Source organism: Variovorax sp. RA8 (genome assembly GCF_901827175.1).
GTDB lineage: Bacteria > Pseudomonadota > Gammaproteobacteria > Burkholderiales > Burkholderiaceae_C > Variovorax.
The window spans coordinates 4,019,098-4,046,093 of the sequence record NZ_LR594662.1 but is presented as its reverse complement, the minus strand read 5'-3'; the positions used below and the strand labels follow the sequence as shown (position 1 = coordinate 4,046,093).

26 protein-coding genes and 1 pseudogene are annotated in these 26,996 nt (G+C 64.2%); 24 read left to right on the top strand and 3 right to left on the bottom strand.

Features of this window, described 5'->3' with window-relative positions:
- Positions 1–63: 63 nt before the first annotated feature.
- The 14 genes from E5P3_RS18955 (at position 64) to E5P3_RS18890 (ending at position 14,489) form a co-directional block, all read left to right on the top strand.
- Positions 64–693 (top strand): SRPBCC family protein, encoded by a 630-nt coding sequence (locus E5P3_RS18955; protein ID WP_162587384.1) that lies wholly within the window; start codon positions 64–66, stop codon positions 691–693.
- Positions 690–1,568, top strand: coding sequence for an FAD binding domain-containing protein (locus tag E5P3_RS18950; RefSeq protein WP_162587383.1), 879 nt, complete (start codon positions 690–692; stop codon positions 1,566–1,568). The genes E5P3_RS18955 and E5P3_RS18950 overlap by 4 nt, the downstream gene beginning before the upstream one ends.
- Positions 1,565–2,074 carry a (2Fe-2S)-binding protein gene (locus tag E5P3_RS18945; RefSeq protein WP_162587382.1) on the top strand — a complete coding sequence of 170 codons (510 nt, stop codon included), beginning with the start codon at positions 1,565–1,567 and terminating at the stop codon, positions 2,072–2,074. Before E5P3_RS18950 ends, E5P3_RS18945 begins: the two co-directional genes overlap by 4 nt.
- Positions 2,071–4,452 (top strand): xanthine dehydrogenase family protein molybdopterin-binding subunit, encoded by a 2,382-nt coding sequence (locus E5P3_RS18940; protein WP_162587381.1) that lies wholly within the window; start codon positions 2,071–2,073, stop codon positions 4,450–4,452. The genes E5P3_RS18945 and E5P3_RS18940 overlap by 4 nt, the downstream gene beginning before the upstream one ends.
- Entirely contained in the window at positions 4,449–5,198 is a 750-nt protein-coding gene (locus tag E5P3_RS18935) for an enoyl-CoA hydratase/isomerase family protein (protein WP_162587380.1), read from the top strand. Before E5P3_RS18940 ends, E5P3_RS18935 begins: the two co-directional genes overlap by 4 nt.
- Positions 5,199–5,218: 20 nt before the next feature.
- The gene (locus tag E5P3_RS18930) at positions 5,219–6,577 is read left to right on the top strand and encodes an aromatic ring-hydroxylating oxygenase subunit alpha (RefSeq protein WP_162587379.1); all 1,359 of its coding nucleotides are present in this window, start codon (positions 5,219–5,221) and stop codon (positions 6,575–6,577) included.
- Positions 6,574–7,068 carry an aromatic-ring-hydroxylating dioxygenase subunit beta gene (locus tag E5P3_RS18925; RefSeq protein WP_197893973.1) on the top strand — a complete coding sequence of 165 codons (495 nt, stop codon included), beginning with the start codon at positions 6,574–6,576 and terminating at the stop codon, positions 7,066–7,068. The genes E5P3_RS18930 and E5P3_RS18925 overlap by 4 nt, the downstream gene beginning before the upstream one ends.
- Positions 7,068–8,069 (top strand): 2Fe-2S iron-sulfur cluster binding domain-containing protein, encoded by a 1,002-nt coding sequence (locus E5P3_RS18920; RefSeq protein WP_162587378.1) that lies wholly within the window; start codon positions 7,068–7,070, stop codon positions 8,067–8,069. Before E5P3_RS18925 ends, E5P3_RS18920 begins: the two co-directional genes overlap by 1 nt.
- 13 nt (positions 8,070–8,082) lie before the next feature.
- The gene (locus tag E5P3_RS18915; protein ID WP_162587377.1) at positions 8,083–8,391 is read left to right on the top strand and encodes a non-heme iron oxygenase ferredoxin subunit; all 309 of its coding nucleotides are present in this window, start codon (positions 8,083–8,085) and stop codon (positions 8,389–8,391) included.
- A 98-nt stretch (positions 8,392–8,489) separates the two neighbouring features.
- Complete coding sequence (locus E5P3_RS18910) at positions 8,490–9,395, top strand: Bug family tripartite tricarboxylate transporter substrate binding protein (protein ID WP_162587376.1); 906 nt, start codon at positions 8,490–8,492, stop codon at positions 9,393–9,395.
- Positions 9,396–9,460: 65 nt separating this feature from the next.
- Positions 9,461–10,951, top strand: coding sequence for an aldehyde dehydrogenase (locus E5P3_RS18905; RefSeq protein ID WP_162587375.1), 1,491 nt, complete (start codon positions 9,461–9,463; stop codon positions 10,949–10,951).
- 15 nt (positions 10,952–10,966) lie between these two features.
- Positions 10,967–12,748 carry a thiamine pyrophosphate-binding protein gene (locus E5P3_RS18900; RefSeq protein WP_162587374.1) on the top strand — a complete coding sequence of 594 codons (1,782 nt, stop codon included), beginning with the start codon at positions 10,967–10,969 and terminating at the stop codon, positions 12,746–12,748.
- Positions 12,749–12,843: 95 nt separating this feature from the next.
- A complete protein-coding gene (locus tag E5P3_RS18895) occupies positions 12,844–13,605 on the top strand; it encodes a class II aldolase/adducin family protein (RefSeq protein ID WP_162587373.1) in 762 nt (253 codons plus the stop codon).
- 50 nt (positions 13,606–13,655) lie between these two features.
- A complete protein-coding gene (locus E5P3_RS18890; protein WP_162587372.1) occupies positions 13,656–14,489 on the top strand; it encodes an IclR family transcriptional regulator in 834 nt (277 codons plus the stop codon).
- 44 nt (positions 14,490–14,533) lie between these two features.
- Here E5P3_RS18890 and E5P3_RS18885 read toward each other — a convergent pair whose 3' ends face one another.
- Complete coding sequence (locus E5P3_RS18885) at positions 14,534–15,418, bottom strand: IclR family transcriptional regulator (RefSeq protein ID WP_162587371.1); 885 nt, start codon at positions 15,416–15,418, stop codon at positions 14,534–14,536.
- 74 nt (positions 15,419–15,492) lie between these two features.
- Between E5P3_RS18885 and E5P3_RS36470 the strand changes: the two are divergent.
- From E5P3_RS36470 to E5P3_RS18850, 8 genes and pseudogenes are all read left to right on the top strand, one after another.
- Positions 15,493–15,639 (top strand): annotated as a pseudogene (locus E5P3_RS36470) (zinc ribbon domain-containing protein); the annotation flags it as partial.
- A gap of 6 nt (positions 15,640–15,645) precedes the next feature.
- The gene (locus tag E5P3_RS18880) at positions 15,646–15,912 is read left to right on the top strand and encodes an OB-fold domain-containing protein (protein ID WP_232073202.1); all 267 of its coding nucleotides are present in this window, start codon (positions 15,646–15,648) and stop codon (positions 15,910–15,912) included.
- The gene (locus E5P3_RS18875) at positions 15,909–17,057 is read left to right on the top strand and encodes a thiolase family protein (RefSeq protein WP_162587369.1); all 1,149 of its coding nucleotides are present in this window, start codon (positions 15,909–15,911) and stop codon (positions 17,055–17,057) included. The genes E5P3_RS18880 and E5P3_RS18875 overlap by 4 nt, the downstream gene beginning before the upstream one ends.
- Positions 17,058–17,086: 29 nt before the next feature.
- Positions 17,087–18,316: a CaiB/BaiF CoA transferase family protein gene (locus E5P3_RS18870; RefSeq protein WP_162587368.1), complete on the top strand. Its 1,230-nt coding sequence runs from the start codon at positions 17,087–17,089 to the stop codon at positions 18,314–18,316.
- Entirely contained in the window at positions 18,317–19,069 is a 753-nt protein-coding gene (locus tag E5P3_RS18865; protein ID WP_162587367.1) for a hypothetical protein, read from the top strand.
- Positions 19,070–19,151: 82 nt separating this feature from the next.
- Positions 19,152–19,961 carry an alpha/beta fold hydrolase gene (locus E5P3_RS18860; protein WP_162587366.1) on the top strand — a complete coding sequence of 270 codons (810 nt, stop codon included), beginning with the start codon at positions 19,152–19,154 and terminating at the stop codon, positions 19,959–19,961.
- Between the two features lie 20 nt (positions 19,962–19,981).
- Positions 19,982–20,914, top strand: a complete 933-nt coding sequence (locus tag E5P3_RS18855; RefSeq protein WP_162587365.1) for an NAD(P)-dependent oxidoreductase — start codon at positions 19,982–19,984, stop codon at positions 20,912–20,914.
- 499 nt (positions 20,915–21,413) lie between these two features.
- Positions 21,414–22,319 carry a ZIP family metal transporter gene (locus E5P3_RS18850; RefSeq protein WP_162587364.1) on the top strand — a complete coding sequence of 302 codons (906 nt, stop codon included), beginning with the start codon at positions 21,414–21,416 and terminating at the stop codon, positions 22,317–22,319.
- 3 nt (positions 22,320–22,322) lie between these two features.
- Here E5P3_RS18850 and E5P3_RS18845 read toward each other — a convergent pair whose 3' ends face one another.
- Together E5P3_RS18845 and E5P3_RS18840 are read right to left on the bottom strand one after the other, a co-directional pair.
- The gene (locus E5P3_RS18845; protein ID WP_162587363.1) at positions 22,323–23,756 is read right to left on the bottom strand and encodes an aldehyde dehydrogenase family protein; all 1,434 of its coding nucleotides are present in this window, start codon (positions 23,754–23,756) and stop codon (positions 22,323–22,325) included.
- Between the two features lie 51 nt (positions 23,757–23,807).
- Positions 23,808–24,362 (bottom strand): peroxiredoxin, encoded by a 555-nt coding sequence (locus E5P3_RS18840; RefSeq protein WP_162587362.1) that lies wholly within the window; start codon positions 24,360–24,362, stop codon positions 23,808–23,810.
- Between the two features lie 117 nt (positions 24,363–24,479).
- Between E5P3_RS18840 and E5P3_RS18835 the strand changes: the two genes are divergently transcribed.
- Both E5P3_RS18835 and E5P3_RS18830 read left to right on the top strand, forming a co-directional pair.
- The gene (locus E5P3_RS18835; RefSeq protein ID WP_162587361.1) at positions 24,480–26,054 is read left to right on the top strand and encodes a phospholipase D family protein; all 1,575 of its coding nucleotides are present in this window, start codon (positions 24,480–24,482) and stop codon (positions 26,052–26,054) included.
- Positions 26,055–26,147: 93 nt separating this feature from the next.
- Positions 26,148–26,993 (top strand): fatty acid desaturase, encoded by an 846-nt coding sequence (locus tag E5P3_RS18830; protein ID WP_174263145.1) that lies wholly within the window; start codon positions 26,148–26,150, stop codon positions 26,991–26,993.
- Positions 26,994–26,996: the final 3 nt, after the last annotated feature.

Genomic DNA, 26,996 nt, shown 5'->3' with positions numbered 1-26,996 from the left:
CGGAGTCGCATCAAGCAGGCCGCCTCGTGGGCGCCAACTGAACCGCACGCTGACGAGACCGATATGTCATTGACGATCCGCTCTTCCTTTTCGCTCGATGCCCCCATCAATGCGGCTTGGACCCTGCTCACTGACGTGGAACGGGCGGCGCCATGTTTCCCGGGAACCCAACTGCTGGGGCAGAACGAAGACGGCTCGTGGAAAGCGCATTTCGTCGTGAAGCTCGGCCCGATGGCGTTCACCTTCGAGGGCCGATTCCAGATCGCAGAGGACGACGTCGAAACGAAACACGTCCTTGTGAAGGCGCAGGGCTCCGACAAGAAAGGACGCGGCGGGGCGAGTGCAACGGTCGACGTTCACCTGTCCAGCGACGCCGGGCGCACCGTTGCAACCGTAGTGTCGATCGTCGATCTGTCGGGCAGCGTTGCGCAATTCGGCCGCGGCGCCGGAATGATTGAGGCGCTCTCGCGCCAGCTGATGAACCAGTTCGCGACCAACTTGCAGCAAGCGTTGCCTACGCATGCCGAGCCCGCAACTGGCGAGGTTGTATCCCACGCTCCAGCCGTGGCGCCGCATCAATCCTTGAACGCGGGGTCCCTGTTCTTCCGGGCGATGGTCGCTCCACTGAAAGCGTGGATTGGAAGGCTGTTCGGGCGTGCCTCTCGAGCCGCGAACGATGGGTCCGCGCCGTGAAGCCGTGCGATTTCCAATATCACGCCCCTCGTACCGTCGAGGAGGCGATTCATCTCGCCTCCACGCTCGAGAACGCGAAGCTCTTGGCCGGAGGGCAAACGCTCCTACCCATGATGAATTTCCGCTTCGCACAACCAGAGCACGTCATCGACCTGAACACGGTCGTTGAACTTCAGGGCATCCACGTGACTGGGGCGTCGTTGCAGATCGGCGCGATGGCGCGGCAGCGAGACATCCAGCGGTCGCCGCTGGCACGTGCTTCAGCGCCCCTCATCCCCGAGGCGTACTCGTTCGTCAGCCATCCGCAAATCCGAAACCGCGGAACGCTAGGCGGAAGCTTGTGCCACCTGGACCCGGCATCTGAGCAACCCTGTTTCCTCGCGGCGCAGGGAGCGAATCTGCAGGTGCAGGGACCGAAGGGCACGCGCACGGCTTCTATCGACGAATGGCCCCTCGGCTACATGACCCCAAACCTCGAAGGCGACGAAGTGCTCACGCGCATCGATTGCGACCTGTGGCCTCGAGGCCACGGCTGGTCATTCACTGAATTCGCGCGGCGCCAAGGCGACTACGCGATTGTCGGCGTCGCGGCACTCGCGACTTGCGACGCCCGGCGAAGAGTTTCCCGGGTGGCCGTGGCGCTTTGTGGCGTGGCGGCGGGGCCCGTGCGACTGCACGACCTCGAAACGGCGGCGGTGGGTCAAGCCGCCGACGAGGCGCTGGTCGAGCAAGCTGCATCCGTCGCGAGTGCCGTCGAAGCCATGGCGGACGCGCATGTGTCGTCCGACTATCGCCAGCATCTTGCGGGCGTGCTCGCCGCAAGAGCACTGCGCACGGCTTTCAGCCGCATGTCGCATGGCGAGTCTGCATCATGAGCATGCACACGATCCATTGCCAGATCAACGGCAAGCCTCGCGAACTCAACACGGAGGGGCGGCGCACGCTGGGCGACCTGCTTCGCCATGATGTGGGCCTCACCGGAACGCACTACGGCTGTGAGCACGGTGTGTGCGGCGCATGCACCATCCTGTTCGACGGTCGCACGACCCGAGCCTGCCTGACTCTTGCGGTGCAGGCGGACGGTCACGCCATCACCACCGTCGAGGGCCTCGCCAACCCTGACGGCACCCTGTCCATCCTGCAGCAGGCTTTCCACGAATGCCATGCACTGCAGTGCGGCTTCTGCACGCCGGGGATGCTGGCCACGCTCACTGAGTTGATCCGCGACAACCCCGACCCGACGGAAGCGGAGATCAGGGACGCATTGACTGGAAACCTGTGTCGTTGCACCGGTTACCAATCGATCGTGGACGCAGCGCTCCTGGCCGCAAAACGCTACAGGGAAATTGGCATGGCCGTCTCACGCGAGGAGACGAAGTGAACCACGCCGCGAGAGAGAATACCGAACACGCCTACATCGGGCGCCCGGTGCGACGCACCGAGGACAGCAAGCTCCTCCAGGGCAAGGGCTCGTTCGTCGACGACCTGAAGATTCCCGGCGTTCTGCACATGGCAGTGCTGAGGAGCCCGCACGCGCATGCACGCATCGTCGCCATTGACACGAGCCAGGCAAGTGCGATGGAAGGAGTGTTCATGGTCTGGACCGAGGCCGACCTCCCGCCAGCCGCCAGGGAGCCAATGCCCATCCTCGTGCCGAATCCCGCGATCCGGCAGCTACGAGCGCAGCGTGTACTAGCTTGTGGGGAAGTGTGCGCGGTTGGCGATCCCGTGGCTTTCGTCGTGGCGCAAAACCGCTACCTTGCCGAGGACGCCTGTGATCGCATCGTCGTCGAGTACGAGGAGCTGCCGGTGGCATCGAACGCCCTCGAATCCCTGAAGCCGGGTTCACCGACGGCGCACCTGGGTGCGCCAGACAACCTGGCGGCCCACGTAACGATGGGTTTCGGCGACGTGGCAGCCGCATTCGAGGGACAGTGCGTTCGCGTGAAGGAGACCTTCTGGCAGAACCGCGGCTCCGCGCACCCGATGGAGACGCGCGGCTACCTCGCCGAGCTCCATCCTTCAACGGGTGAACTCACGGTATGGTCGTCCGGACAGGCTCCGCACCTCGAAAAGAAAAGCCTGATCGAGCTTCTGGCGTGGGACCCCGAAAAGCTGCGCGTGATCATGCTTGACGTAGGCGGCGGCTTCGGGCCCAAGGCGATGTTCTATCCCGAAGAGGCAATGGTGTGCGTCGCGGCCTGTGCTCTCGGGCGTCCGGTGAAGTGGATCGAAGACCGACGGGAGCACTTCCTGACTGCGACGCAGGAGCGGGACCAGTGGTGGACCATCGAAGTCGCGTTCGAGAACGATGGGTGCATCCGCGGGGTGCGGCTCGAGATGGTGCACGACAACGGCGCGTGGTTGCCATGGGGAATCATCATGCCTTGGATCTCGGTGACGACGACGCCGGGCCCCTACGTCATTCCGGCGATGTCGGTGGACCTCCAGGTGGTGTTCACCAACAAGGGACCAACGAGCCCGGTGCGCGGGGCAGGCCGGCCCCAGGCGGTCTTTGCCATGGAGCGCATTCTCGACCGCGGGGCGCATCGTCTCGGCATCGATCGGGCTGAACTCAGGAAGCGCAATTTCATCCAGCCCAAGCAGATGCCCTACGAGGTGGGCTTCATCTACCGCGACGGGAAACCCATGCGGTACGACAGCGGGGACTATCCGCAAACGCAGGCTGCCGCTCTGGAGCGCGCGGACTACGCAGGCTTCACTGTGCGCCAGAGAAAGGCACGCGCCGAGGGCCGATTCATCGGCATCGGATTGGCCAACTATGTCGAAGGCACTGGCCTCGGGCCATTCGAAGGGGCGACCGTTCGGATCCAGCAGAACGGCCGAATCTCCGTGCTCACCGGCGCATCGCCGCAGGGCCAGGGCCACAAGACGACCTTTGCACAGATTTGTGCAGACCAGCTCGGTGTGCCTCTCGACCTGATCGATGTGGTGACGGCGGACACGAGCGCGGTCTCGATGGGCATCGGGACGTTCGCGAGCCGCATCACCGTGACGGCAGGCAATTCCGTCTATCTGGCTTCGCAGAACGTTCGAGTCCGAATCTTGAAGCTCGCCGCCTTCCTGATGTCGTGCGACCCCGAGCTGCTCGAGCTGAGCAACTCGCGCGTCACGCACATCGGCGAGCCGGCGAAGAGCATGGGCCTGGCGGAGCTTGCGCGCTTTTCGCAGGGCATGCCCGGCTTCTCGCTGCCTGAAGGCATGAAGGCGGGCCTGGAGGACACGCAGTATTTCTCGCCTACCCAAAGCACATTCTGCAACGGTACGGCCGTTGTCGAATTGGAAGTGGATGTCGACATCGGTCAGATCCGGATCCTCAACTACGTCATGGCGCACGACTGCGGAAACCTGATCAATCCCATGATCGTGGACGGCCAGATCCAGGGCGCAGTCGCCCACGGTATCGGCAACGCCACTTTGGAATGGATGCAATACGACGAGCAGGGCCAGCCGATCACAACCAACTTCGGCGAGTACCTGCTTCCGATGGCGACGGACGTGCCGCGCGTGCAGGCGATTCACCTGGAATCTCCCTCGCCGCTGAACCCACTGGGTGTCAAAGGCGCCGGCGAGGGCGGGACGATCCCGGCAGCGGCTGCGATCATCAGCGCGATGGAGAACGCGCTCCAGGAATATGGCGTCTCGTTCACGCATTCGCCGCTCGTTCCCGAGCAGGTGTGGAGCCAGCTGCGCGACGCGCAAGCGTACGCCGGAAGGCGCGCAGGAGGGCAATCATGACCAGCGGAATCCGCTTCGAAATCTCCTCAGGCGAGGCGCGCATGACCTTGTGCCGCCCGGAGACCGGGAATGCGCTCCGGCTCGATGACATCGTGGCAGCGAGCCAATGGATCGTCGACCTCGCGCGGGCAGCACCCAACGTGAAAGTTCTGAGGCTCTGCGCCGAAGGTGAGACTTTCTGCGCCGGCCGCGCGGTCGAACCTGGAGCCCCCCGTGGACAACACCCTGAATCCACGCGCCGAGGACTGGTGGACCCGATTCTCGATCTCTATCGAGCACTGCACAGTGCGGACGTCGTGTCCGTCGCGCAAGTGCAAGGCGACGCGCACGGCTTGGGGTGCGCCTTGATCGCAGCGTGCGACCTCGCGGTGGTGGCGTCGACCGCGAAGTTCTCGCTTCCGGAGATGCACAAGGATCTTCCGCCTACCTTGGCGCTCTCTGCCGTCTTGCCGAGCATGCATCTCAAGACAGCGGCAAGCCTGGTGCTCGGTGCAGCAACGATCGACGGCCGCGGTGCCGTTGCGGCGGGCCTGGCCGGCGAGGTTGTGGACGCGGAGAACCTTGGCGCCCGCGTCGACGCCGTCGTCAGGCATCTCGTCGCGAGGCACCCGGTTGCCCTCAAGACTGTCAAGCGCTACCTGCGGGCTGCGGGTGCGCCGGACCATCAGACCAACGCCGAACTCGCGGCAAGCCTGCTGAGTGGGGCGATGTCCGACATCCGCGCCGACCAGCACAAGAACGGCTGATCAATTTCACAGAGACCAACATGAATCCATTGAAGCCCGTCGAGGCATACGTCGACGACCGTCCAGAAGACGGCGTGTTCCAGGTCCACTCGGACATCTTTGCGGACCCCGCGATCTTCGAGCTGGAGCAGAAGGAGATCTTCGGGAAGACATGGTGTTTTCTCGCGCTCGAGAGCCAGCTCCCCAAGCCCAACGACTACATCACGACCTATATCGGAACGAGCCCAATCCTGGTCATGCGGGACGGAAAGGGCCGCATTGGCGCCTTTCTGAACATCTGCAGGCACAAGGGTGCGGTGTTGTGCCGCAAGGAGAGCGGCAACACGAAGTTCGTCGTTTGCAACTACCACGGCTGGGCCTACGGAACCAACGGCAAGTCGATCGATATCAAGGACGCCCAGGGAGGCTGCTATCCCCCGCGCTTCGAGAGCGAAGACCACAACCTGATCCCGGTCGCGCGGATGGAATCCTACAAGGGGCTGATCTTCGGATGCCTGTCGCCCGACGTGGGTCCCCTGTCGGAGTACCTGGGGGAGTTGCGAACGTTCCTGGACTTCGCGATGGAACAGAGCCCGCAGGGAATGGAATTCGTACCCGGCCGAATCACGTACACGTTCAATGCGAACTGGAAGCTCCAGATGGACAACGGGACGGACTTCTACCACCTCACGTCCACACATCCGAGCTTCATGGAAGTCGTCCAGCGCCGGGAGAACGAGAACGCGGGCAATGTCGAAGCGAAGATGTTCGACTGGTCGAAGCGGCTGACGCAGACCGGCGGGATGTTCGGCTTCGAGAACGGCCACACGATGGTCTGGTTGAACCAGCCGCAGCCGGAGCGGCGGCCCGTGTACTCGCGCCTGGAGGAAGTGCGCGGCCGTCTTGGCGAGACTCCGGCGCAGTGGATGCTGAAACTGCGCAACATCACCGTGTTCCCCAACATGCAGATCGCTGATGCGACATCGCTTCTGCTGCGCACATTTCGCCCGCTCGCGCACAACAGGACGGAGATGCGCGTGTTTTGCATGGCGCCCATCGGCGAAGAGCCGGAAGTGCGTGCGTTCCGCCTGCGGCAGTTCGAAGATTTCTTCAACGTCAGCGGCTTCGCTACGCCCGACGACACCACTGTGTACGAGGACTGCCAGGTCGGCTTCGCCTCAGGCCGGGGCGGCTGGATGCAGGGCTATCAGCGCGGCATGGGCGCGACGATCGTCGGCCCGAGCGAATCCGCGAAGGCGCTAGGAGCCAATCCCAAGTACAGCGTGGAGGGCCCCTGGGCCATCCAAAACGAGACGTGCTTCCACCCGACCTACCGCCAGTGGGTCAAGTTGATGCGACCGGCTTTGGGCAGCGGCCAATCGAAGGAGGAACAGGTGTGACGACTCTCAACGAAGCAGCTATCCAAGTGCTGCAGAACGAAGGCATGTTCCTGGATGATCATCGCTGGGACGACTGGCTCGCGCTGTTCACCACGGACTGTGAGTTCTGGGCGCCGACTTGGCGCACCGAGGACGAGCTGACGAACGATCCGCAGTCGCAGCTGTCTCACATCTACTACGCGTCACGGGCCGGCCTCGAAGACCGAATAGTGCGGATTCGCTCCGGCAAATCGCCCGCCTCGTCGCCGATGCGTCGCACCGCACACATCCTTGGCTCCGTGACGTCAATCGGCGTCGCCACGGAGTCGAAGCTGCAGCTGCGCGCAACTTGGGTCACGCAGGTGTTCGATCCGAGGCATAAGGAGCAATTCACTTTCTTCGGCACCAGCGAATATTCCCTGCGCAACGAAGGCGCCTGGAAGATCAGCAGGAAGAAGATCGTCGTGAAGAATGACTTCTTCCCTGCCGTCGTCGACGTCTATTGCTTCTGATGAAATCCGTTTGCGTCGAAATCGATGGCGGGCCGAGCTTCAGGCAGTCATTGGGGGACCGCGTGATGCGGGCCGCCCTGCGTGCCGGGGTTGCCTTTCCGTACGAATGCAACTCGGGAAGCTGCGGTTGCTGTCGGTTCGAGCTGCTGAGCGGCACCGTGGAGGTCGCCTGGCTGGAGGCGCCCGCATGGACGGACCGAGACCGCCGCAAGGGTCGGTACCTCGGTTGCCAGACGTGTGCGACCTCGGACGCCGTGATCCGTGTGATGCCAGACGAGAAAGTGCTTGCCGGGCAGAGGCCGCAGAAGTTCAACGCGATCCTGAGTGCCAAGCGCTGGGTGACGCACGACATGTGCATGCTTGTCTTCCATTCGGACGGGCCGGCGGAGTTTCTTCCCGGGCAATACGCAATCGTGCGCGCACCGGGCGTTCCCGCCCGCTGCTATTCCATGTCCAACCTGCCGAACGATTCAGGCGACTGGGAGTTCATCGTGCGACGCGTACCGGGCGGGAAGTCCAGCGAAGCAATCGTGGATTCGGAACTCGGTGCCCCATTCGAGCTCGACGGGCCCTATGGCATGGCGTTCTTCAGGGAAGCTGAGAGGGAAGATCTTGTCTGCGTCGCTGGGGGATCGGGGCTCGCCCCGATGCTATCGATCGCACGCGCCGCAGATGCGGCCGGCCGCTCGGTGGAGTTCTTCTACGGTGGCCGCCGTCCGGAGGACATGGCATGCATTCGCGAAATCGAGGCGCTTGCTGGGTTTGGCACCCGTCTTCGCGTACATGCGGCCATTTCGTCGCCTCACCCGGCCGAAGACTCGCACTGGACCGGCGAACGTTGTCTCCTGCCAGAACTCCTGAAGCTCCGGCTCGGAGCCGAGTTTCCTCGATACCGCTTCTACGCAGCAGGTGCGCCGGTGCTGATGTCCGCGCTGGAAGAGATGCTGGTGACGGGGCATGCATTGCCGCCGGAGCGGCTGCACTTTGACCGCTTTCAATGAGAGGGTTCTAAACATGTTCGAGATCGCATGCGCCGCGTCCGATTTGCAGGATGGCCAGGCGCGCTGGTGTTCGGTCCGCGGCGAAGAAATCGCCGTGTACCGCGTCGAAGGCGAATACTTCGCCACCGACGACCGCTGCTCGCACGGCAGCACATCGCTGTCCGACGGTGAACTGGACGGCTACGAAATCGAATGCCCGCTGCATCATGGCAGCTTTGACATCCGCACCGGGGCGCCCGTCGCGCTGCCGTGCATCAAATCCATCCGGGTGTTCCCGATAAGGATCGAGAACGGAAACGTCTTGGTCTCACTTGATTCATGACTTACCCATCCAGGAGCAGCACCATGCCACTTACCCGTCGGAGCGCCGCTGGCGCTCTCGCAATCGCGATCGCCAGTCCCTTGCTAATGAGGTCGGCCTTGGCGCAGCAATTCCAACCCACCAAGAGCGTGCGAATCATCGTGCCCTACACGCCTGGTGGCGTGCCCGACCTGATGGCCAGGCAGATCGCCAAGGAGCTGGGGGCCATGTGGAAGCAGTCGGTCATCGTGGAGAACCGGGCGGGAGCCTCGGGTGCCATAGGCATCGAGATGCTCTCCAAATCGCCGGGTGATGGGCACTCGTTTCTGATTGCCGATGATGGCGCACTGATCTCCGCGCCCTTGCTGAAGGCCAAGTTGTCTTACGACCCGGTGACGGACATCGTGCCCCTGGGTTCCGTCGGCGCCTCTCCCTACGTCATCGTCGGCCCACCTGACTCGCCTTCCATTCAGCAGCTCTTCACACGTGCGAAGTCCAATCCGGGTTCGGTGGACTACGCGACGAACGGGATCGGCGGCCCACACCATCAGATCTGGGAGCGTTGGCAGGAGCAGCTGGGTCTAAAGCTGAACCAGATCGCATACAGCGGCACCTTGCCGGCATTGCAGGACGTGGCAGCGGGCCGCGTCGCGCTCATGGCCTGTACGCCGTCCAGTGCGTTGGCGCTGCTACAAGGTGGGCGCATCAAGCCGCTTGCGGCGGTGTCGAAGACGCGTTTTCCATTCATGCCGAACGTGCCTGCGACGGCCGAACTTGGGTACCCGACGATGGAAGCGGTTGCCTGGTACTGCTTCATGGCCCCAGGGACGATGCCCGACAGCTTGAAGGAGAAGGTAGGCGCGGACCTTCGGGCTGTGCTCACCTCGAAGGACTACATCACCTCGGTGGAGGAGAGGCACAACGTGTCTCTTGTCCTCACAGGCAAGGAGGCCAGTGAGCGGATGGCCCGCGAGCGTGCGCAGGCAAAAGCGCTCTTCAAGCGCATCGGCATCGAGCCGGCCTGATTCTCTCATCCACAAGTACTCAAGCAATCGAGCGGCCGGGAATGCGCGTCGCGAAGGAGCAAATCATGAATCTTGGAAAATCTGGCGAAATTCGGGCGATGAAGATGTTCATCGATGGTCAGTGGGTCGACGCGTCGGACCGCGGCACTCTGGATAGCTCCAACCCGTACACGGGCAACGTGTGGGCAAGGGTTCCCAATGCGACGCAGGCGGATGTCGAGGCCGCAGTGCTAGCGGCACGCCGTGCGTTCGACGAAGGCGAGTGGCGCGAGACGACCGCGCAATACAGGGCGCGTCTCATGCGGCGGTTGGCCGACCTCATTGCGAGGAATGCCGAGGATCTCGCCCGCATCGAGTCGACCGACAATGGAAAGCTCTACCGCGAGATGCTGGCCCAATGGCGCTACATGCCCGAATGGTTTCACTACTACGCGGGCCTTGCCATTTCCGAGCAGGGCCGCGTCCTGCCGAGCGACAAGCCCAACTTCATTGCGATGACGCGGAAGGAACCCATGGGTGTGGTGGCGGCGATCACGCCGTGGAATTCGCCTGCCTTTCTCATGAACTGGAAACTTGCCCCGGCCCTCGCAGCCGGGTGCACCTTTGTCGTCAAGCCATCGGAGCACACGCCGGTATCGAGCTTGGCCTTCGCCGAGCTCGTCGAGGAGGCTGGCTTTCCCAGAGGCGTGTTCAACGTGCTCTCCGGCGGGCCTGAAGTCGGCAAGCTGCTGTCCTCTGATCCCCGCATCGACAAGGTCGCGTTCACCGGGTCGGACGGCGTCGGCAAGATGATTGCGCAGGCCGCCGCGAAGAATCTCACCCGGGTCGGCCTCGAGCTGGGAGGCAAGTCGCCTCAGGTCGTGTTCGATGACTGTGACCTGGCCCTCACCGCGAACGGCATCATTTCCGGCATCTTCGCGGCCACCGGCCAGTCTTGCATGGCGGGCTCGCGTTTGATTGTGCAAAAGGGTGTCAAACAGGCGTTGATCGACCGGATCCTCGATCGAGTCAAGACAATCAAGCTTGGCGACCCTATGCTGGCGGACACCGAAATGGGCCCGGCCGCCACCAAGCCTCAGTTCGACAAGGTACTGTCGATGGTGACGACGGCTCGTGAAGAGGGCGCACGCGTGGTCTGCGGTGCGCGGGCCGCGGAGATCGGCGGGTATTTCATCGAACCGACAATCCTCGACAACGTCACGCCTGCCATGAGAATTTTCCAGGACGAAGTATTCGGCCCCGTGCTGGCGGTCGTCGAGTTCGAGACCGAGGAAGAAGCAGTGAAGCTGGCGAACGATACGCGCTACGGACTCGCGGCGGGCGTCTGGACGCAGAACGTGCAAAGAGCGCACCGCGTTTCCGGCCGCATCCGCGCGGGTTCGGTGTGGATCAATTCGTACCGCACGCTGGCCCCTTATGCTCCTTTCGGCGGCTATGGGCAGAGCGGCATCGGCCGCGAGAACGGCCCGGAGGGACTCTCCGAGTACCAGGAAACGAAGACGGTGTGGATCGAGACGAGCGGCAAGCCGCGTGATCCGTTCACGATCGGCCTTTGAGTGGGTGCGCTATCCGTGAACCACGAAGCAATCGAAGTCCCGGAAGGGAGTCGGCCGCCACTCGCGTTTGCGAGCGATGTGGCCGCTGAAATGCTCAAGAGGCTGGGCATCGAGTACATCGCCCTGAACCCGGGAGCAAGTTACCGGGGGCTGCATGACAGCCTCGTGAACTATTTGGGCAACCGCAATCCGCAGATGCTGTTGTGCCTCAATGAAGATCACGCAGTCTCGATCGCGCATGGTTACGCTAAGGCGACGGACAAGATGATGGCCTGTGCCCTGCACAGTAACGTCGGACTGATGCACGGGCTCATGGGCATTTTCAATGCTTGGTGCGACCGCGTGCCCATGCTGGTGCTCGGTGCCACGGGGCCCGTCGCAGTGGAGAAACGTCGGCCCTGGATCGACTGGATCCACACGACGAAGGACCAGGGCGCGCTGCTGCGGCACTTCACGAAATGGGACGATGAGCCCCGCTCGGCGGATTCCATCGTGGAAGGGATGATCCGCGCCGGGCAGACGAGCATGACGCTGCCGCACGGCCCCACGTACATGTGCCTGGATGCAGGCCTTCAGGAAGAGAAGCTCGCGATGCCCGTGCGTATCCCCGAGCTCTCGCGATTTGCGGCGCCGCCTCCGCCCGCTGCAAGCCAGGCGCAAGTCGAGCGCGTTGCCGCGCTGTTGCTCGAAAGCCGCCAGCCCGTGCTGTTGTTCGGTCGAGGCAATCGCACGCAGGATGCCTGGGGCAAGCGCGTGCAGTTGGCCGAACTGCTCGGCGCGCGCGTACTCACATCCGTCCGCGAACGCGCGATCTTCCCGACTGACCATCCGCTCAATGCATCTGCGCCGATCCAGTGGATGTCGCCGCATGTGAAGTCCGTGGTGGCAAGCGCCGACGTGCTCGTGAGCCTCGAGTGGCCAGAGCTGAACGGGACGCTTCAGCAGATTTCGCGCGACACCGCGGCGTGCAAGTCGCAGGTCGTTCATGTATCGCTCGAGAACTACATGCAGAACGGCTGGAGCATGGACCACTTCAGCGTGCCACCGGTCGACGTGCCGATCCTGGCCGATGGGGACACGTTCGTGTCGCAGTTGCTCGCATACCTCCAGGAGAAAATCCGCCCTGGTCAACGTTGGAACGGCAGCAGCTTCAACCAGCACAAGCCCGCCGAATACAGCGTAGGTGCGCAGAAGGAGTTGCAGCCGCGCGACGTCGAAGTGGCGCTCGCCAAGGTGCGTGGCAGCCAGAAGATCACGCTGGCCCATGTCACCATCGGCTGGGCCGGCGACGTGTATCACTTTCAGGACCCGCTCGATTTCCTCGGGCATGACGGCGGCGGCGGCCTGGCGGCTGGACCGGGGCTCACCGTGGGTGCGGCGCTGGCCTTGCGCGATAGCGGGCGCATCGTTATCGGCGTGCTGGGCGACGGCGATTTCATCCAAGGCGCGACGGCCTTGTGGACCGCGGCCCACTATCGTATTCCTGCGCTCTTCCTGGTATCGAACAACCGTTCGAACTTCAACGACGAGATCCACCAGGAAGCCGTAGCGAAGGCGCGTGGACGCGAGCCGAAGAACCGGTGGATCGGACAGCGCATCGACGACCCCGCAGTGGACCTGTGCGCACTCGCGCGTGCCCAGGGTGTCGAAGCCGGCGAACCGGTCGCGAGTTCGCAAGCGCTTGAAGAAGAGCTGCGTCGGGCACTGGCAATTGTCGCGGCAGGACGACCCTACTTCATCGACGCACACGTCGCCACAGGCTATGCCAACCCGCCGCTGTCACGCGGCGAAGAGTAACGCGGAAGGCGCGTCCATGGCCACGATCCAGTCCGACGCAGCCGCCGTGCGCGGCATCGGACGCTGATCGACCATCCACCTGTCGAAAGAAAATCATGAACGCAAGTCTTAAAACGACACGCCAGCGTGTCTCCGAGGCCGAGTGGAACGTCCGAGTGCAACTCGCGGCCGCCTACCGGCTGCTCGCGCATTTCGGGGTCAACGACCTCACGTACAACCACCTGTCCGCGCGCGTGCCAGACGCGCCGAACCAGTATCTGGTCAAGCCAACGACATTCATGTTCGACGAGGTCACGGCCTCGACGCTGCAGAAGTTCGACTTCGACGGGCAGCCATTCCAGGACAGTGCGCCTAGCCGCGGCGGCGCCTTCGTGATACACGCGGGTATCCTGTCGGCGCGGCCGGATGTGAACGTGATCTTCCACACGCACACGACCGCGAATACGGCGGTGTCCGCGCAGGAGGAAGGGCTGATGATGCTGAGCCAGCACGCGATGGCGTTCTACAAACGGGTCGCGTATCACAGATTCGGCGGCTTCGAATTCAACCTGGAGCAACGCGAACCGCTCCTGCGGGACCTGGGCCATTGCAGGTACGCAATCCTGCGCAACCACGGCGCGCTCGTGTGCGGGCACAGCGTTCCTCAGACGTTCGTGGACCATCACTTCCTCGAGATGGCATGTCGCGCACAGGTCGCCGCATTGGCGGGAGGTAGGCCCGTCACGACGATCGAGCCCGAGGTCTGCGAGTATGCGGCTGTCCAATACGAGGGCATCGACCCCGCGAAGTCAGGCAGCAAGGACTGGGCCGCATGTATCCGGCTGTTGGACCGCGTTTCTCCGGGCTACGACGAGTGACGACTGCGTTTTGGCGCGGAACGCCAGCACCTGCCGGGCATAATTCCCGCATGCGACGAAGCACATCAACGGAGTCGGGAGGCGCGGCCCAGTCCACGAGCGACACGGGGACGGTTGCGCGCATCGCGTTGCTGCTTAGGCTCGCAGCGGAACAACGAGACGTTTTTTCTCTGAAGGACATTGCGACTTCGGCAGGGTTGCCCGTTCCCACCGTTTATCGCCTGCTCGACCTGATGGCCCGCGAAGGCTTGATCGCCCAGGAAGGAGGGCGTCGGGGCTATCGCATCGGCACCGAGTTGTACCGCATCGGCTCCCTCGTAAAGGCGAATACGTCGCTCTCGAAGGTGATCCACGCGATCCTTGTCGAGACCGTGGCGGAAATCGACGAGACTTGCCATTTCGCCCAATTCCTGCCGGCGCAACTCGCGATCATGTTCGACGCAAGCGTCGAGTCTTCGCACCCTTTGGGCTTTCGCTGGCATATGCACAAGCCACTTTCGCTGGTCTGGGGCGCGAGCGGTCGAACGGTGCTCGCTCATTTGCCCGAGGAAAAGATGGATGAAGCCCTGGCCGCCGAGTCCAAGTGGTCTCCTTCCAGAGAACCACCCAAGCGCGAGGAATTGAAGCTAGCCCTCAGCACGATTCGCGAACTGGGTTATGGGTTTACGAGGGGACAACGCGTTCCCGAGGCGGTAAGTGTGATGGCTCCCGTATTCGACCAGAACAACTCGATCTACGGTGCGCTGGGGTTTGTCATTCCCGAGCCGCGCTTCGACATGACCAGACTTGAGCCATTGGCTGCCGCAGCCAAGAAATCTGCCCAGCAGTTGTCGTCTGCACTGGGTGCGCCTCGTTCTTCTCCGGCAAGCCCGAATCCGCGGTGAAGTGAACCGTGCGGAGCAGCTCTTCGCGCTCTCGGGGAACGAGTTCATTTCCAGATCGCCACATCGGTGCCGGAGAATGAGGACACCGCCGCAACTGACAGGTCGGCGGCCGCGAGTCGCACCAAATCGATATGCTTCGCGGTAAGTTCAGGTCGCCAGCGGGCAGCGGGCATCGACACGCCGACGCAGCCGATGACGACATTCGATTTGGCGGCGAAGACTGGGGCGGCGATCGCGTGCGCGCCCTCGGCGCGCTGGCTTTCGCTCACCGCATAGCCTTGTCGGCGAACTGACGCCAGGGAACGGAGCAAGTTGGCCCAGTCCGGCAGGCGCGTTTGATCTTGATCTTCGGTGCATTCGCGCAGGTAAACGGCCCGCACGGTCGTTTCGGGGAGGACAGAAGCCACCGCCCAACCTGAAGCGCCCCGCAGCAGCGAATAGTCGAGGTCTGTACGAGTTACGTAGTGGATTGCGTGATGCGATTGCAGTGACGCGATGAAACGCAGACGTCGGGTCTCGGATAAGTACGCGCCATAGAAAGCAGACTCACCGCTGCGCTCGACAAGCTCGCGCTGAACGCGCTCGATAGCTTCGTAAAAGGGGCCAAGCAACAACAGGGTGCTGGCAGGCCGCAGAAAACCCGGCCCTATTCGATAGCGACTGTCGTCCGCATCTTGGGTCACGTACTGCGCGCTCGTCAATAGCACCAGGATGCGATGCGCCGTGCTGGTCGGCAGCTGCAGCGCGTTCGCCACCTGCTTTACCGAGAGCGGGCGGCCCGCTTCAGCCAAGCAAAGCAGGACGTGCACACCGCGCAGAACGGCGCTCGAAGAATGTTCCATGTGGGCGGCCATGTTCAGGAGAGCGGGCGCCGAGACGCGCCGGGTCCATCCCGTCACGTGGGACAGGCCGGGTGGGATTGTGCTCATGTCCACTTTCCAATGCGCCATTATACTCGTTGAGTGGATATTAATTCCGTTAAACGAAAATAGGCGCAGCGACTATGTCAGCCCGATCCGATGGCGTCCCACGCACCCAACTAACTGTCTTGCCGTACTTGGAGCAAATCCGCGAGGACGCGGTCCGGCTGCTTGGTACGCGGTGCCGCTCGTGCGGATTCAACACGTTCCCGCCTACGACGGTGTGTCCGGGTTGCATGGCGCTGGACGTCGAGCCGCTGCGCCTCTCCGCAGCCGGCACCTTGTACAGTTTTACGACCATTCGGCACGGCAAGGCGGAGACATACGGTGGCTACGTGGACTTCCCCGAGAAGGTCCGCGTGTTCGGTCACTTGACCGGCTTCACGCCGGAAGCGCCGCCCAGGTGCGACATGGTCGTCTCCGTCGTCCCCGGCAAAGCGCCGACGGCGGAGGCGACAGCGGCCGAGATCGACTACCTCTTCGTCGCGGAGGGTGGCCAATGAGCACGCGCAATACATATGTCGTCGGGACCGGCATGGTCCCCTTCGGTCGCTTCCCCGAACTGAGTCACCGCGAGTTCGCCTGGCCGGCCGCCCGCGCCGCAATCCTCGAGTCGGGATTTCGCAAGGACGACATCGATGTTGCGTACTCCGCTTGCGTGCTCGGCGGAATGCTCACCGGCCAGCAAATCCTCGGCAAGATCGGGCTGACGGGCCTGCCCATCATCAACATCGAAAACGCGTGCTCAAGCGGGTCCACAGCCCTCGGTGAAGCGATCGCGCGCATCCAAGCGGGAATGGCCGACGTCGCGCTCGTGGTGGGCGTGGACATGCTCAGCAAGCTCGGGCGCGGCCCGCTGCCCCTGTCGCCGGACGATTGGGACGCCGCGCACGGGCTCACGATGCCCGGTGTCTATGCGATGCGCGCGCAGCGATACATCCATGAGCACGGCATCAGCCGGACTGACCTGTCGCGCGTCGCCGTAAAGGCTCGCGCCAATGGTGCCCGCAATCCCTTGGCGCAACTCACGACGCCGATCACGCTCGAAGAAGCGGAAAGTTCGCGCATTGTGGCCGACCCGCTGCGGCTGGCGCACTGCTGTCCGACGGGTGACGGCGCGGCTGCTGTGGTCATCGCGTCTGAGGATTGGGTCAAGCGTTCGAGCTGCACGATGCCGATCAAGGTCGCCTCGACCGTGCTGCACTCCGGGCACTTTGACCCTGGACCCATCTCGATGGTGAAGTCGCACGTGTCCACCAAATCGGCCGCGGAAGCCTACGAAGCGGCCGGCATCGGACCCGAAGACATAGACGTCGCGGAAATCCACGACTCCTTCTCAATCGCCGAACTCATGTACTACGAGGCCTTCGGCTTCGCCCGGACCGGCGAGGCGGTCGCTTTGCTTCGCAGTGGCCAGACGGAGTTGGGCGGCAAGCATGTCATCAACCCTTCGGGCGGCCTGATGGCGCGTGGGCACCCCATCGCGGCAACCGGGGTTGCCCAAATCGTCGAAATCTCGCGCCAGCTCCAAGGACGCAACGGCGCGCATCAGGTCGAAGGTGCACGCATCGGCTTGTGCCACGCCACGGGAGGCGGCATCTCCGGTTTCGAACATGGCGCGTGCGCCGTGACGATCCTGACGCGCTAGCCAGCCACTGACATAGCAACAGGCAGACCATGACTTTCCCTATCGGCACGCCGGGTGCCCCATTGGCCGGCTACAGGGTCTTGGACCTGACAACTTTCCTGTCCGGTCCGTTTGCCACCCAGGTCTTGGCGGACATGGGCGCCGAAGTGGTCAAGATCGAGCCACCCAATGGGGGGGATTCCAGCCGCACGATTCCACCTTATTTCGTAGAAGGGGACAGCGCGTATTTTCTGGGGATCAACAGGAGCAAACGCAGCATTGCATTGGACTTGAAGTCGCCACACGGTGTCGCGCTGCTGAAAGAGATGATCGCGGTCTGCGACGTGGTGGTTGAGAATTACCGCCCAGGTGTCGCCGCGCGCATGGGCCTGGATAGCCGGGGGCTGAGAGCGCACCACCCTCGCTTGATCTGGGCTTCGATAAGCGGATTCGGGCAGACCGGCCCGTGGAAGGATCACCCAGCGTACGACATGATCGTTCAGGCACTATCGGGCGTTATGAGCTTGACGGGGGAGGCCGGCCGTCCGTCGGTGAGACTCGGCATTCCTGCCGGAGACATCGTGGCGGGCATGTACGCCTCCATCGCGATCAATGCAGCGCTGGCTGACCGCGAGCGGACCGGGAAAGGACGCGCGATCGACATTTCCATGCTGGACTGCCAGTTAGCGATGCTTTCCTACCAGAGCACGTATGCCTTGGTGGCCGGGATCACGCCACAACCGCAAGGCGCCAAGCATGACTCGATTCCCACCTACCGGTCATTCGTCGGCGAGGACGGACGCGAATTGGTCGTGACCGCCAATACTGAGCGCATGTGGCGGGGGATGTGCTCCGCGCTTGGGTGCGCGGAACTGGCCGACGATGCCCGCTTTTGCAATGCGCACAGCCGCCTGGCTCATCGCAACGAGCTATGGCCGATCCTTGAAGCCGCATTTCGCACCAAGCCAGCCGCGGACTGGATCGAGCCGCTACAGAGTCAGGGCGTCCCGGTGGCGCTCATCAAGAAGGTCCCTGAAGCATTGGCGGATGCGCGCGAAGCAGGCCGCGGCATGGTCATGCAACTCGAGGACCTCGACGGGCGCTCCGTCGAAGTCGTCGGAAACCCGATCAAGCTGCAAGGTGAGTCGCCGCTGGTTCCGCGATATCCGCCGAGGCTCGGCGAAGGCGCCCACCAAGTGCTGGCATCCTGGCTGGGAAAAGCGGAACGAGACGTGGATTTGATCGTGGCGTCGGGTGCCTTGCAGTTGGCACATGGGTAAATGAAACCGTTGTCGCAGGCGTATGCGGTCACCTCTCCGGTTACCTGCAAGGTGACGAAGTGCGCCCGGAGGTGGCTCGATGTCGAACGCCTTCTGCACGAGGTGGCAGGCTTTCGCGGCGTGTTGCTTGACGCGCCTGATGGTGAATGCGATCTTCTCGTGACCTGCGGCACAGAGCATGGCGAGCGATGGGACATTCCTCCGGATGCTCGCAAGGTCGTGTCGATCACGGCACCGCTCCGCGCGCATGCACACGTCGTCGACATCACTCCGCCACACTTCCATTCCGGACTGGCGGAAGCAAGCATCCTCGCTGTGCTCGAGCGTCTTTACGACCTGCGCGAGACCGAACGTTTACTGCGCGAGAAGCTACCGCGTCCGCGCCGCGTCACCGCGACGATGCTGAAAGGAAAGCGGGTTGGCATTCTTGCCAGTCCCCGCACGTCGCTTGAATTCGCGGGGCGCCTCTGCAATTGGGGCGTCACTGTCTTGTGCACTTCCCCGCAGGGCAAGTCGACAAACCCGGATGGCAACCAGGTGTTCGTCGATCCGGCAGAAATGCATGCGCAATGCGACATCGTGGTCGATGCCCGTGTCGGCGCGGAAACGGGGAGCGAGGTGCTGGGTGCCATAGTGCCGGCATTCTCGCCCACGCTCGAAGTCCGCGAAGCGGCGACTGAGGCTGTCATGGCCTTCTTGCGCTCAGCACCGAGGGTATCAACGAGCGTCATGCATTCCAATCATCACCAGTGAGCAACCAGGTGGAAGCCAACACGATCGAGCAGCGAAGGGCACTGGGTCCGAAGGTCCGGGCTGAATCCTGGGGGCGCCGCACGTGACGATTTGCTCGACCTCACGGGGGCAACTCGCCTACGACAGGTCGGGCGCAGGGCCGTGCGTCGTCCTCCTGCACCCGATCGGCATCGACCGCTCTTGGTGGGACGCCTTTGTGACGGCGTGGTCGCCAGTGCGAACCATCATCACCATAGACATGCTGGGCCATGGTGAATCCGAGCCCCTGACGTCGTCCATCACGTTGGCGGAGCATGCGCGTTGCATCTGGGAGGTCCTAGATGCGCAGGGAATTGGGGCAGCATCGTTCCTTGGCGTTTCGATGGGCGGCATGGTTGCGCAGTATGCTGCCATCCAGAGGCCGCAGGCCGTGCGCGCACTCATTGCCTGTGCCACGTCGGCGACGTTTCGTGACGATGCACGTACCACGATCCGCGCCCGGGGGAACGCTGGTATTGCCGGAAAGATGGCAGAGGTGGTCCCCGAGACACTGCGCAGGTGGTTCAGCGATCACGCGCCTGCGCAGTTGGTCGCGCGCTGCGAAACGGCGCTGCTCCAGCAGGACTGGTACAGCTGGAGCGCAAACTGGCAGGCGATCTCCGCGGTGGAGACGATCGAGGGACTTTCTGTCATCAATGTGCCGACACTCGCCGTCGCATGTGCGGCCGACGCGAGTCTGCCTGCCGCGGTGACGCGTCGCATCGCGGAAGCCGCACGAGGCGAACTCATTTTGGTTGAGGGCGCGTCGCACTTCGGAATCTTCGAAACACCCGCGAGCTTCATCGACCTGATCGACGCCTTCCTGCGCAAGCACGAGCGTGAGGGGGAAAGCAGCAGCGCAAACCGCTCATGAAAGCACAAGGGCGCGCAGTCATGAATTCAAACCCGGCCATTCTTGTGATGCGCGACACGGTCATCGGCGACGCGCTGGACGAACTCGCAGCTCGGCTCCAGGCGGAGGGCGCTCTCGTTCGGCGCGGTGACGACGCCGTTGCAGCGAGGCGGCCATTGGAGGTGTGCGTGAATGCGGCACACCTGAACGCCTGCGAGGTCATCGTGTCGACGCCTCGCTACAGCATTGGCCCCGATACGCTGGCCGCGGCGCCACAGCTGAAGTCTATCGTGCTACCCACGATCGGGATCGACTCGGTCGACGTCGATGCAGTCGCAGCAAGGGGCATCACAGTCGCCAACAGTGCCACGCCGGAAAACTTCGAAGGTTTGGCAGAAGCAACAGTGCTTCTCATGCTGACACTGATCCGGCACCCGCGTTCGCCACGCGGAGTGTCCCGCAGCTTGCAAGGAAAGACTGTGGGGCTGCTCGGGTTCGGTCGGGTCGGGCGTTCCGTGGCGCAACGTCTGCAGGGCTGGGGAGCGCAGTTGCTCGCGCATGCGCCGTCTTCGCAGACGGCAACGGAAGGAGTCCGGCTGGTGCCGTTTGACACATTGCTTTCCGAGTCCGACATGCTCTCTGTGCACAGCACGTTGAACGCGACATCCCGGCATCTTATCGACCGCCGCGCCATCGAGCGCATGAAGGCGGGCGCCTGGTTGATCAACACCGCGCGGGGTGGCCTTGTCGACGAGGACGCACTCTGCGATGCACTTGAAAGTGGGCACTTGGGCGGCGCCGCGATCGATGTTTTCGAAGTCGAACCTCTCCCCGAGAAGAGCCGCCTGCGCGCCGCGCCATGCGTCATCCTGACGCCGCACAGGGTCGGTCACACGGTGGAACTCTATCGCTCGCTCGCCGACGCAGCGTATGCCAACGTTGCCGCCGCTATCTCGAAGGCGCGTGCTGGCTGAGACGTCGAAAGATTCACCATGGAAAGCCATGGCATGCACGTCCTGCGCGGTCAATCGTCCGCGGCTCCGAGCTCCGCGAGCGCGGCTTGAGGCTTCCTCGGTACCGCAAGATGAGATCCTCGAACGTACCGTCATTCTTGAAGACCCGGTGAGCCATGACCACGTCGTCCAGCTCGCCGGACCTCGCAGCCGCGAGCAGCGTCTCAAGATGCTTGACCACGGCTTCTTGACCCCGAGTGTTTTGGGTTCGGACTTCATGGCGTGGTTCCTTGTTGTTCGTACTCTGCGCCCATTCAGCGCGGCAACTCTGAGCTATGCCAAGGGCCTTGTCCTCGCTCCTAAGGGCCGTCCATCCAACCGCCGCCCACCGAACTTTGACTGAAATGTTGATTGAGCAACTGAAAAGTTCAATGACGTCCTACACACCGCCAGCGCGCCTCTATCGGCAGGATTGAAATTCCCGAACCGCGCCGTAGATGAGAATTAATATCATCTAGCCATGAACCGCAGTTCCTCCATCGCCAGCGCCGCCGTGCGCCCCTCCTTGCCATTGCGGCAGGCCTTCGGGATTGCCATCGTGCTGGCCGGCGTCCTGGTGCTGGGCGCGCAGTTCTGGCACTACGCGGCCGCCCGGCCGGTGGTGCTGCAGGCCCTGACCGGCGGCTCGATCGCGGCGCTCGCCACCGCGCTGGGCACCTTGCCGATCGTGTTCTCGCAGCGCTTGTCGGACCGCACGCAGGACACGCTGTTCGGCTTCGGCGCAGGCGTGATGCTGGCAGCCAGCGCCTTCTCCCTGATCATCCCCGGCATCGCCGCGGCGCGCGCTGCGGGCGCGGATGCCTGGGGCGCCGGCGGCATCGTGGGCAGCGCGGTCCTGCTGGGCGGCCTGGCGCTGCTGGTGCTGGACCGGGTGCTGCCGCACGAGCACTTCATCAAGGGCGTGGAAGGGCGGGACACGCGCGTGCTGCGGCGCACCTGGCTCTTCGTGTTCGCGATCGCGCTGCACAACCTGCCGGAAGGCCTGGCGATCGGCGTCGGCTTTGCCGGTGGGGATGCACTGCGCGGCAGTGCTCTGGCGACCGGCATCGCGATCCAGGATGTGCCCGAGGGCCTGGTCGTCGCCGCGGCGCTGCTGGCCGCGGGCTATCGCCGGCCCTTCGCGGTGGCGATCGGCATGGCCTCCGGCCTGGTCGAGCCGCTGGGAGCGGTGTTCGGTGCCGCGATCGTCAGCCACTCGGCGCTGCTGCTGCCCTGGGGCCTGGGCTTCGCGGCCGGGGCGATGCTCTTCGTGATCAGCCACGAGATCATCCCGGAGTCCCATCGCAAGGGCCATGAGGCGTTTGCGACGGGCGGGCTGATGGTGGGCTTCGTGCTGATGATGCTGCTGGATACCGCGCTGGGCTGATGCTCAGCCGTGGCGCACGGCCACCGTCTTGAGCGTGGTGAAGCCGTAGAGCGCCTCGAAGCCCTTCTCGCGGCCGTAGCCCGAGGACTTGACGCCGCCGAAAGGCAGCTCCACGCCGCCGCCGGCGCCGTAGTTGTTGATGAAGACCTGGCCGCTCTTGACGCGCTTGGCCATGCGGAACTGGCGACCCCCATCCTTCGTCCAGATGCCGGCGACCAGGCCGAACTCGGTGGCATTGGCCTGTGCCACGGCTTCGTCTTCGTCGCGGAAGGACATTGCCGCGAGCACCGGGCCGAAGACTTCCTCCTGGGCCAGCCGGTGCGTCACCGGCACGTCGCGCAGCAAAGTGGGCGCCTGGTAGAAGCCGGTCTGCGGTGCCTCGTCGACCACCACGCCCTGGGCCACCATCGGGATGCCGGCATGCTGGGCGTCGGACAGGAAGTCCCAGACGCGTTGCTGCTGGGTCTGGCGGATCAGCGGGCCGACGTCCAGGTCCATGGCCGCAGGGCCGACGCGCAGCGCCTCGAAGGCCTGGCCCAGGCGCTCCAGCAGCAGCTCGTAGATTTCGCGCTCGACCAGCACGCGCGAGCCGGCCGAGCAGGTCTGCCCGGCATTCTGCACGATCGCGTTGATCAGCACCGGGATGGCGGCGCCCAGGTCGGCGTCGGCAAAGATGATCTGCGGGCTCTTGCCGCCCAGCTCCAGCGTGACGGGGCAGTGTCGCTCGGCCGCCACCTGCTGGATCAGCGTGCCCACCTTCGGGCTGCCGGTGAAGCTGATGTGGTCGATGCCCGGGTGCCGCGCCAGCGCATCGCCCACTTCATGGCCGTAGCCGGTCACGATGTTGATCGCGCCGGGCGGGAAGCCGACCTCCGCCGCCAGCTGCGCAACGCGGATCAGCGACAGGCAGGCGTCCTCGGAGGGCTTGACCACGCAGACGTTGCCTGCGGCCAGCGCGCCGCCGACGCTGCGGCCGAAGATCTGCATCGGGTAGTTCCACGGAATGACGTGGCCGGTGACGCCGTGCGGCTCGCGCCAGGTGAAGACGCTGTAGCCCTCCTGGTAGGGGATGGTCTCGCCGTGCAGCTTGTCGCAGGCGCCGGCATAGAACTCGAAGTAGCGCACCAGCGCCAGCGCATCGGCGCGCGCCTGCTTGACGGGCTTGCCGCAGTCGCGCTGCTCGAGCAGCGCCAGCTCGTCGGTGTGCTCGGCGATCTTCTGCGACAGCCTGTAGAGCAGCCGGCCGCGCTCGGCCGCGCTCTGCTTTTGCCAACTGCCCTCGAAGCAGTCGCGCGCGGCGCGCACGGCCGCGTCGATGTCGGCTGCGTTGCCCCGCTGCAGCTCGTCGAAGGGCTGGCCGTCGGACGGGTCGAGGACGGGGAGGGTGCGGCCCGAGGAGGAGGGGACGCTTTCGTTGGCGATGTAATGGAGCTGCATGGCTGAAATTGTGCGCGAAGGCGGCCAGCCCCCGCCGGGAGTGGCCCGCGGCTAGCGCTTGGCAGTCTGCTTGGGAAGCGCCTTGAGCGCGTTGAGCATGCGCTCGACGTGCTTGTCCGGGTTGAGGTTCTGGTAATAGTAGGCGACCGTGCCGTTCGGCGCGACCACGTAGGACAGCCGGTTGGCGAAATCGGGACGGGTCTGCATCACCGCGTCGAAGCCCTCGATCACGACCTTCGATCGGTCGGCGGCCACCGGGAACTTGCTCTGGCACTGCTTGACCGAGAAATCCTTCAGCGTTTCGATGTCGTCGGCCGACACGCCGATCACAGTGGCGCCCACCGCCTCGAACTGGTCCATGGCCTCGGCGAAGGCATGCGCCTCGATGTTGCAGTCGGTGGTGCCGGCTGCCGGGAAGAAATACACCACCACCGGGCCCTTGGCCAGCGCATCGGCCAGCGAATAGTTGAAGGTCTTGCCGCCCAGCGCGGCGGTCGCCGTGAACTTGGGCACCGGATCCCCGACGTCCAGGGCGGCAAGGGCCGGTGAAAGTCCGAGGCTTGCGAGCCCAAAGGCGGCGAGACGCGCGAGAATCCGTCGTGTCATGGTGTAACTCCGGGAAGAGGCATTGCGAAATTCTAGAACCCGGGTGCGTTGTGTGGCAGAGGTTAAACCAGCCTGCCTGGCGCAGTATCCGGAACAACTCCAAAGAGGGGAAAGATCATGAACGCATGGGTCCGTCTGCTGCGCGTGGCGTTGCTGTGCGCCCTCGCCGCAGGGCTCGGGGCCTGCGGCTCGCTGCCGCCGGCGAGGGAGCGGCCCGCCGCATTCGCAGCGCCGGCCGATCCGTCGACCATGCTGGCCAAGGTGGTAGCCGCCTCGACGCCGCCGGGCGAGCATTCCGGCTTCCGCCTGATGCCGCTGGGGGTGTATTCGCTGGACGCCCGTATCCAGCTCGCCAAGCGCGCCGAACGCTCCCTGGTGGTGCAGTACTACCAGCTCGAGAACGACGGCGTCGGCCGGCTGCTGATGCGCGCGCTGCGCGAGGCCGCGGCCCGCGGCGTCAAGGTGCGCGTGTTGGTGGACGATCTCTACACGGCCAAGAGCCAGTACCTGCTGCTGGCGCTTTCGCGGACGCCAAACGTCGAGGTGCGGCTGTTCAACCCGTTCTGCTGCGGACGCGACGGCTTCCTCTCGCGCTTCGCCGCCTCGCCGCACGAGATCTACCGGCTCAACCACCGCATGCACAACAAGTTGTTCATCGCGGACGGCGCGATGGCGGTGGTCGGCGGGCGCAACATCGCCGACGAGTACTTCGTGCTGAGCGAGGCGCAGAACTTCATCGACATGGATGCGGTTGTCGTCGGCAAGGTGCTGCCGCAGCTCGAAGCCATCTTCGACACCTACTGGAACAGCGAGCAGGTCTGGCCCATCGGCGAGGTCGTGCGCGGCCAGGGCGGCACGACGCCCGGCACCGCCGAGTTCGATTCCTGGGTCGACATGGCCGCTCCGGCGCCCAAGGTCGTCCTGCCGCCCAACGACATCCTCGGCTACGGCCCGATCTCGGAGGAACTCGACGAGGGACGCATGGGCCTGCTGTGGGGCACGGCCCGTGCCGTGGCCGATCCTCCCACCAAGCCCACGACCATGACCGCCGAGGAGGCCCTGGCGACCAGCGTGACGATGAAGATCTGGGAGCGCCTGCTCGAGGCCAAGCAGGAGGTGCAGATGACCTCGCCCTACTTGGTGCCTGGCGAGCAAGGCATGGCTGCCTTCGAGGAACTGGGCCGGCGCAAGATCAAGCTGGTTCTCCTGACCAACTCCCTGGCGGCCAACGACGAACCGCTCGTGCACACGGGCTACATGCGCTACCGCGAGCGGCTGCTGAAAGCGGGGGCCGACCTCTATGAATTGAGCCCGGAACGCACCACGGCGAGCAAGCGCTTCGGCTCCTTTGGCAGCTCGCTGGGCCGGCTGCATGCGAAGACCGCGGCCATCGATCGCTCGCGAATCCTGCTCGGCTCGGCCAATCTCGATCCGCGCTCGGCCACGCAGAACACCGAAATGGGCATGCTAATCGACAGCCCGCAGCTGGCACGCGAGATGCTGAGGGTCATCAACGTGAGCCGGGTCCAGAACTCCTACCGCCTGCGTCTGGCCAAGGACACTGGCCGGCTCGAATGGCTGACCACCGATGGCGAGAAGGAAATCGTTCTCACCTCCGAACCGGAGGCGACCTTCTTCCAGCGCTTCTACAACAGGCTGATCGCGCCGATCGTGCCTGAGATGCTGCTGTAGCCGCGCGTGGCAACGATCGTCCGATCCACGCCCGCGTGCCGGCTTCGGCTGCCGCGGCTGCGCCATCGGCGCGACTGGCAGAGCCTGGCCTACATGGCGCTGCTGCCGGCGCTTTCGGCCTGGCAGTGGGTACACGGCTTCCATTGGCTGGCGTATGGCGTGATGCTCTTTCTCACGCTCGGCGTCAGCGTGATCCATCACAACCACGCGCACTTGCGCCTGTGGCGTGGCCGCTGCGCCAACCGCTTCACCGATTTTTGGCTGACGCTGCTGCAGGGTCATCCGACCTTCGTGTTCTGGCCGGCGCATGTGGCCAACCATCACCGCTTCCGGCACGGACCGCGTGACGTGGCGCGCACCTATCGCTTCGGCGGCGACACGAATCATCTCCGGGGCTACCTGATGCATCCGCTGCAGGCGGTGGCCGTGCTCTATCCCATGTTCATCGCCTGGCTGGCGACGCTGCGCCGACACTGCCCCGGCGCATGGCGCTACTGCATGGCGCAGTACGTGCTGTGGCTGGGGAGCTGGGCGGCGCTGTTGGCGCTCGATTGGCGCCGCGCGCTGGTGTTCGTCATCGTGCCGCAGCTGCACGGCCTGCATTGGCTGCTGGCTACCAACTACCTGCAGCACGCCCATGCGGACGGGCGACGGGGCGGGAAGGGCGGCGCCTCTCTCGACTACGCGCGCAACTTCGAAGGCCTGGTCAACCCGCTGCTGTTCAACATCGGCCTGCACACGGCGCACCACGAGCATTCGCGCGTGCACTGGTCGGCGCTGGCGCGGCTGCATCGCGAGCGCTACCGGGCACGCATCCATCCGGCGCTCAACGAGCGCGGGCTGCTCCCCTACATGGCGCGCGTGTTCGTTCTGGGAGTGGTGTGGCCCCGCTTCCGCAGCCGTTCACTGATGCTCCCGGGTTCCCTTCCGCAGTCCTGATCC

What these genes read in the sequence shown, in the direction of transcription:
- E5P3_RS18835 (WP_162587361.1), top strand. Translation starts at nt 24,480, where the DNA reads ATGAACGCATGGGTCCGTCTGCTGCGCGTGGCGTTGCTGTGCGCCCTC.
- E5P3_RS18830 (WP_174263145.1), top strand. Translation starts at nt 26,148, where the DNA reads ATGGCGCTGCTGCCGGCGCTTTCGGCCTGGCAGTGGGTACACGGCTTC.
- E5P3_RS18850 (WP_162587364.1), top strand. Translation starts at nt 21,414, where the DNA reads ATGAACCGCAGTTCCTCCATCGCCAGCGCCGCCGTGCGCCCCTCCTTG.
- E5P3_RS18920 (WP_162587378.1), top strand. Translation starts at nt 7,068, where the DNA reads ATGAAATCCGTTTGCGTCGAAATCGATGGCGGGCCGAGCTTCAGGCAG.
- E5P3_RS18905 (WP_162587375.1), top strand. Translation starts at nt 9,461, where the DNA reads ATGAATCTTGGAAAATCTGGCGAAATTCGGGCGATGAAGATGTTCATC.
- E5P3_RS18895 (WP_162587373.1), top strand. Translation starts at nt 12,844, where the DNA reads ATGAACGCAAGTCTTAAAACGACACGCCAGCGTGTCTCCGAGGCCGAG.
- E5P3_RS18855 (WP_162587365.1), top strand. Translation starts at nt 19,982, where the DNA reads ATGAATTCAAACCCGGCCATTCTTGTGATGCGCGACACGGTCATCGGC.
- E5P3_RS18955 (WP_162587384.1), top strand. Translation starts at nt 64, where the DNA reads ATGTCATTGACGATCCGCTCTTCCTTTTCGCTCGATGCCCCCATCAAT.
- E5P3_RS18880 (WP_232073202.1), top strand. Translation starts at nt 15,646, where the DNA reads ATGGCGCTGGACGTCGAGCCGCTGCGCCTCTCCGCAGCCGGCACCTTG.
- E5P3_RS18935 (WP_162587380.1), top strand. Translation starts at nt 4,449, where the DNA reads ATGACCAGCGGAATCCGCTTCGAAATCTCCTCAGGCGAGGCGCGCATG.
- E5P3_RS18875 (WP_162587369.1), top strand. Translation starts at nt 15,909, where the DNA reads ATGAGCACGCGCAATACATATGTCGTCGGGACCGGCATGGTCCCCTTC.
- E5P3_RS18930 (WP_162587379.1), top strand. Translation starts at nt 5,219, where the DNA reads ATGAATCCATTGAAGCCCGTCGAGGCATACGTCGACGACCGTCCAGAA.
- E5P3_RS18915 (WP_162587377.1), top strand. Translation starts at nt 8,083, where the DNA reads ATGTTCGAGATCGCATGCGCCGCGTCCGATTTGCAGGATGGCCAGGCG.
- E5P3_RS18945 (WP_162587382.1), top strand. Translation starts at nt 1,565, where the DNA reads ATGAGCATGCACACGATCCATTGCCAGATCAACGGCAAGCCTCGCGAA.
- E5P3_RS18845 (WP_162587363.1), bottom strand. Translation starts at nt 23,756, where the DNA reads ATGCAGCTCCATTACATCGCCAACGAAAGCGTCCCCTCCTCCTCGGGC.
- E5P3_RS18890 (WP_162587372.1), top strand. Translation starts at nt 13,656, where the DNA reads ATGCGACGAAGCACATCAACGGAGTCGGGAGGCGCGGCCCAGTCCACG.
- E5P3_RS18840 (WP_162587362.1), bottom strand. Translation starts at nt 24,362, where the DNA reads ATGACACGACGGATTCTCGCGCGTCTCGCCGCCTTTGGGCTCGCAAGC.
- E5P3_RS18865 (WP_162587367.1), top strand. Translation starts at nt 18,317, where the DNA reads ATGAAACCGTTGTCGCAGGCGTATGCGGTCACCTCTCCGGTTACCTGC.
- E5P3_RS18870 (WP_162587368.1), top strand. Translation starts at nt 17,087, where the DNA reads ATGACTTTCCCTATCGGCACGCCGGGTGCCCCATTGGCCGGCTACAGG.
- E5P3_RS18885 (WP_162587371.1), bottom strand. Translation starts at nt 15,418, where the DNA reads ATGAGCACAATCCCACCCGGCCTGTCCCACGTGACGGGATGGACCCGG.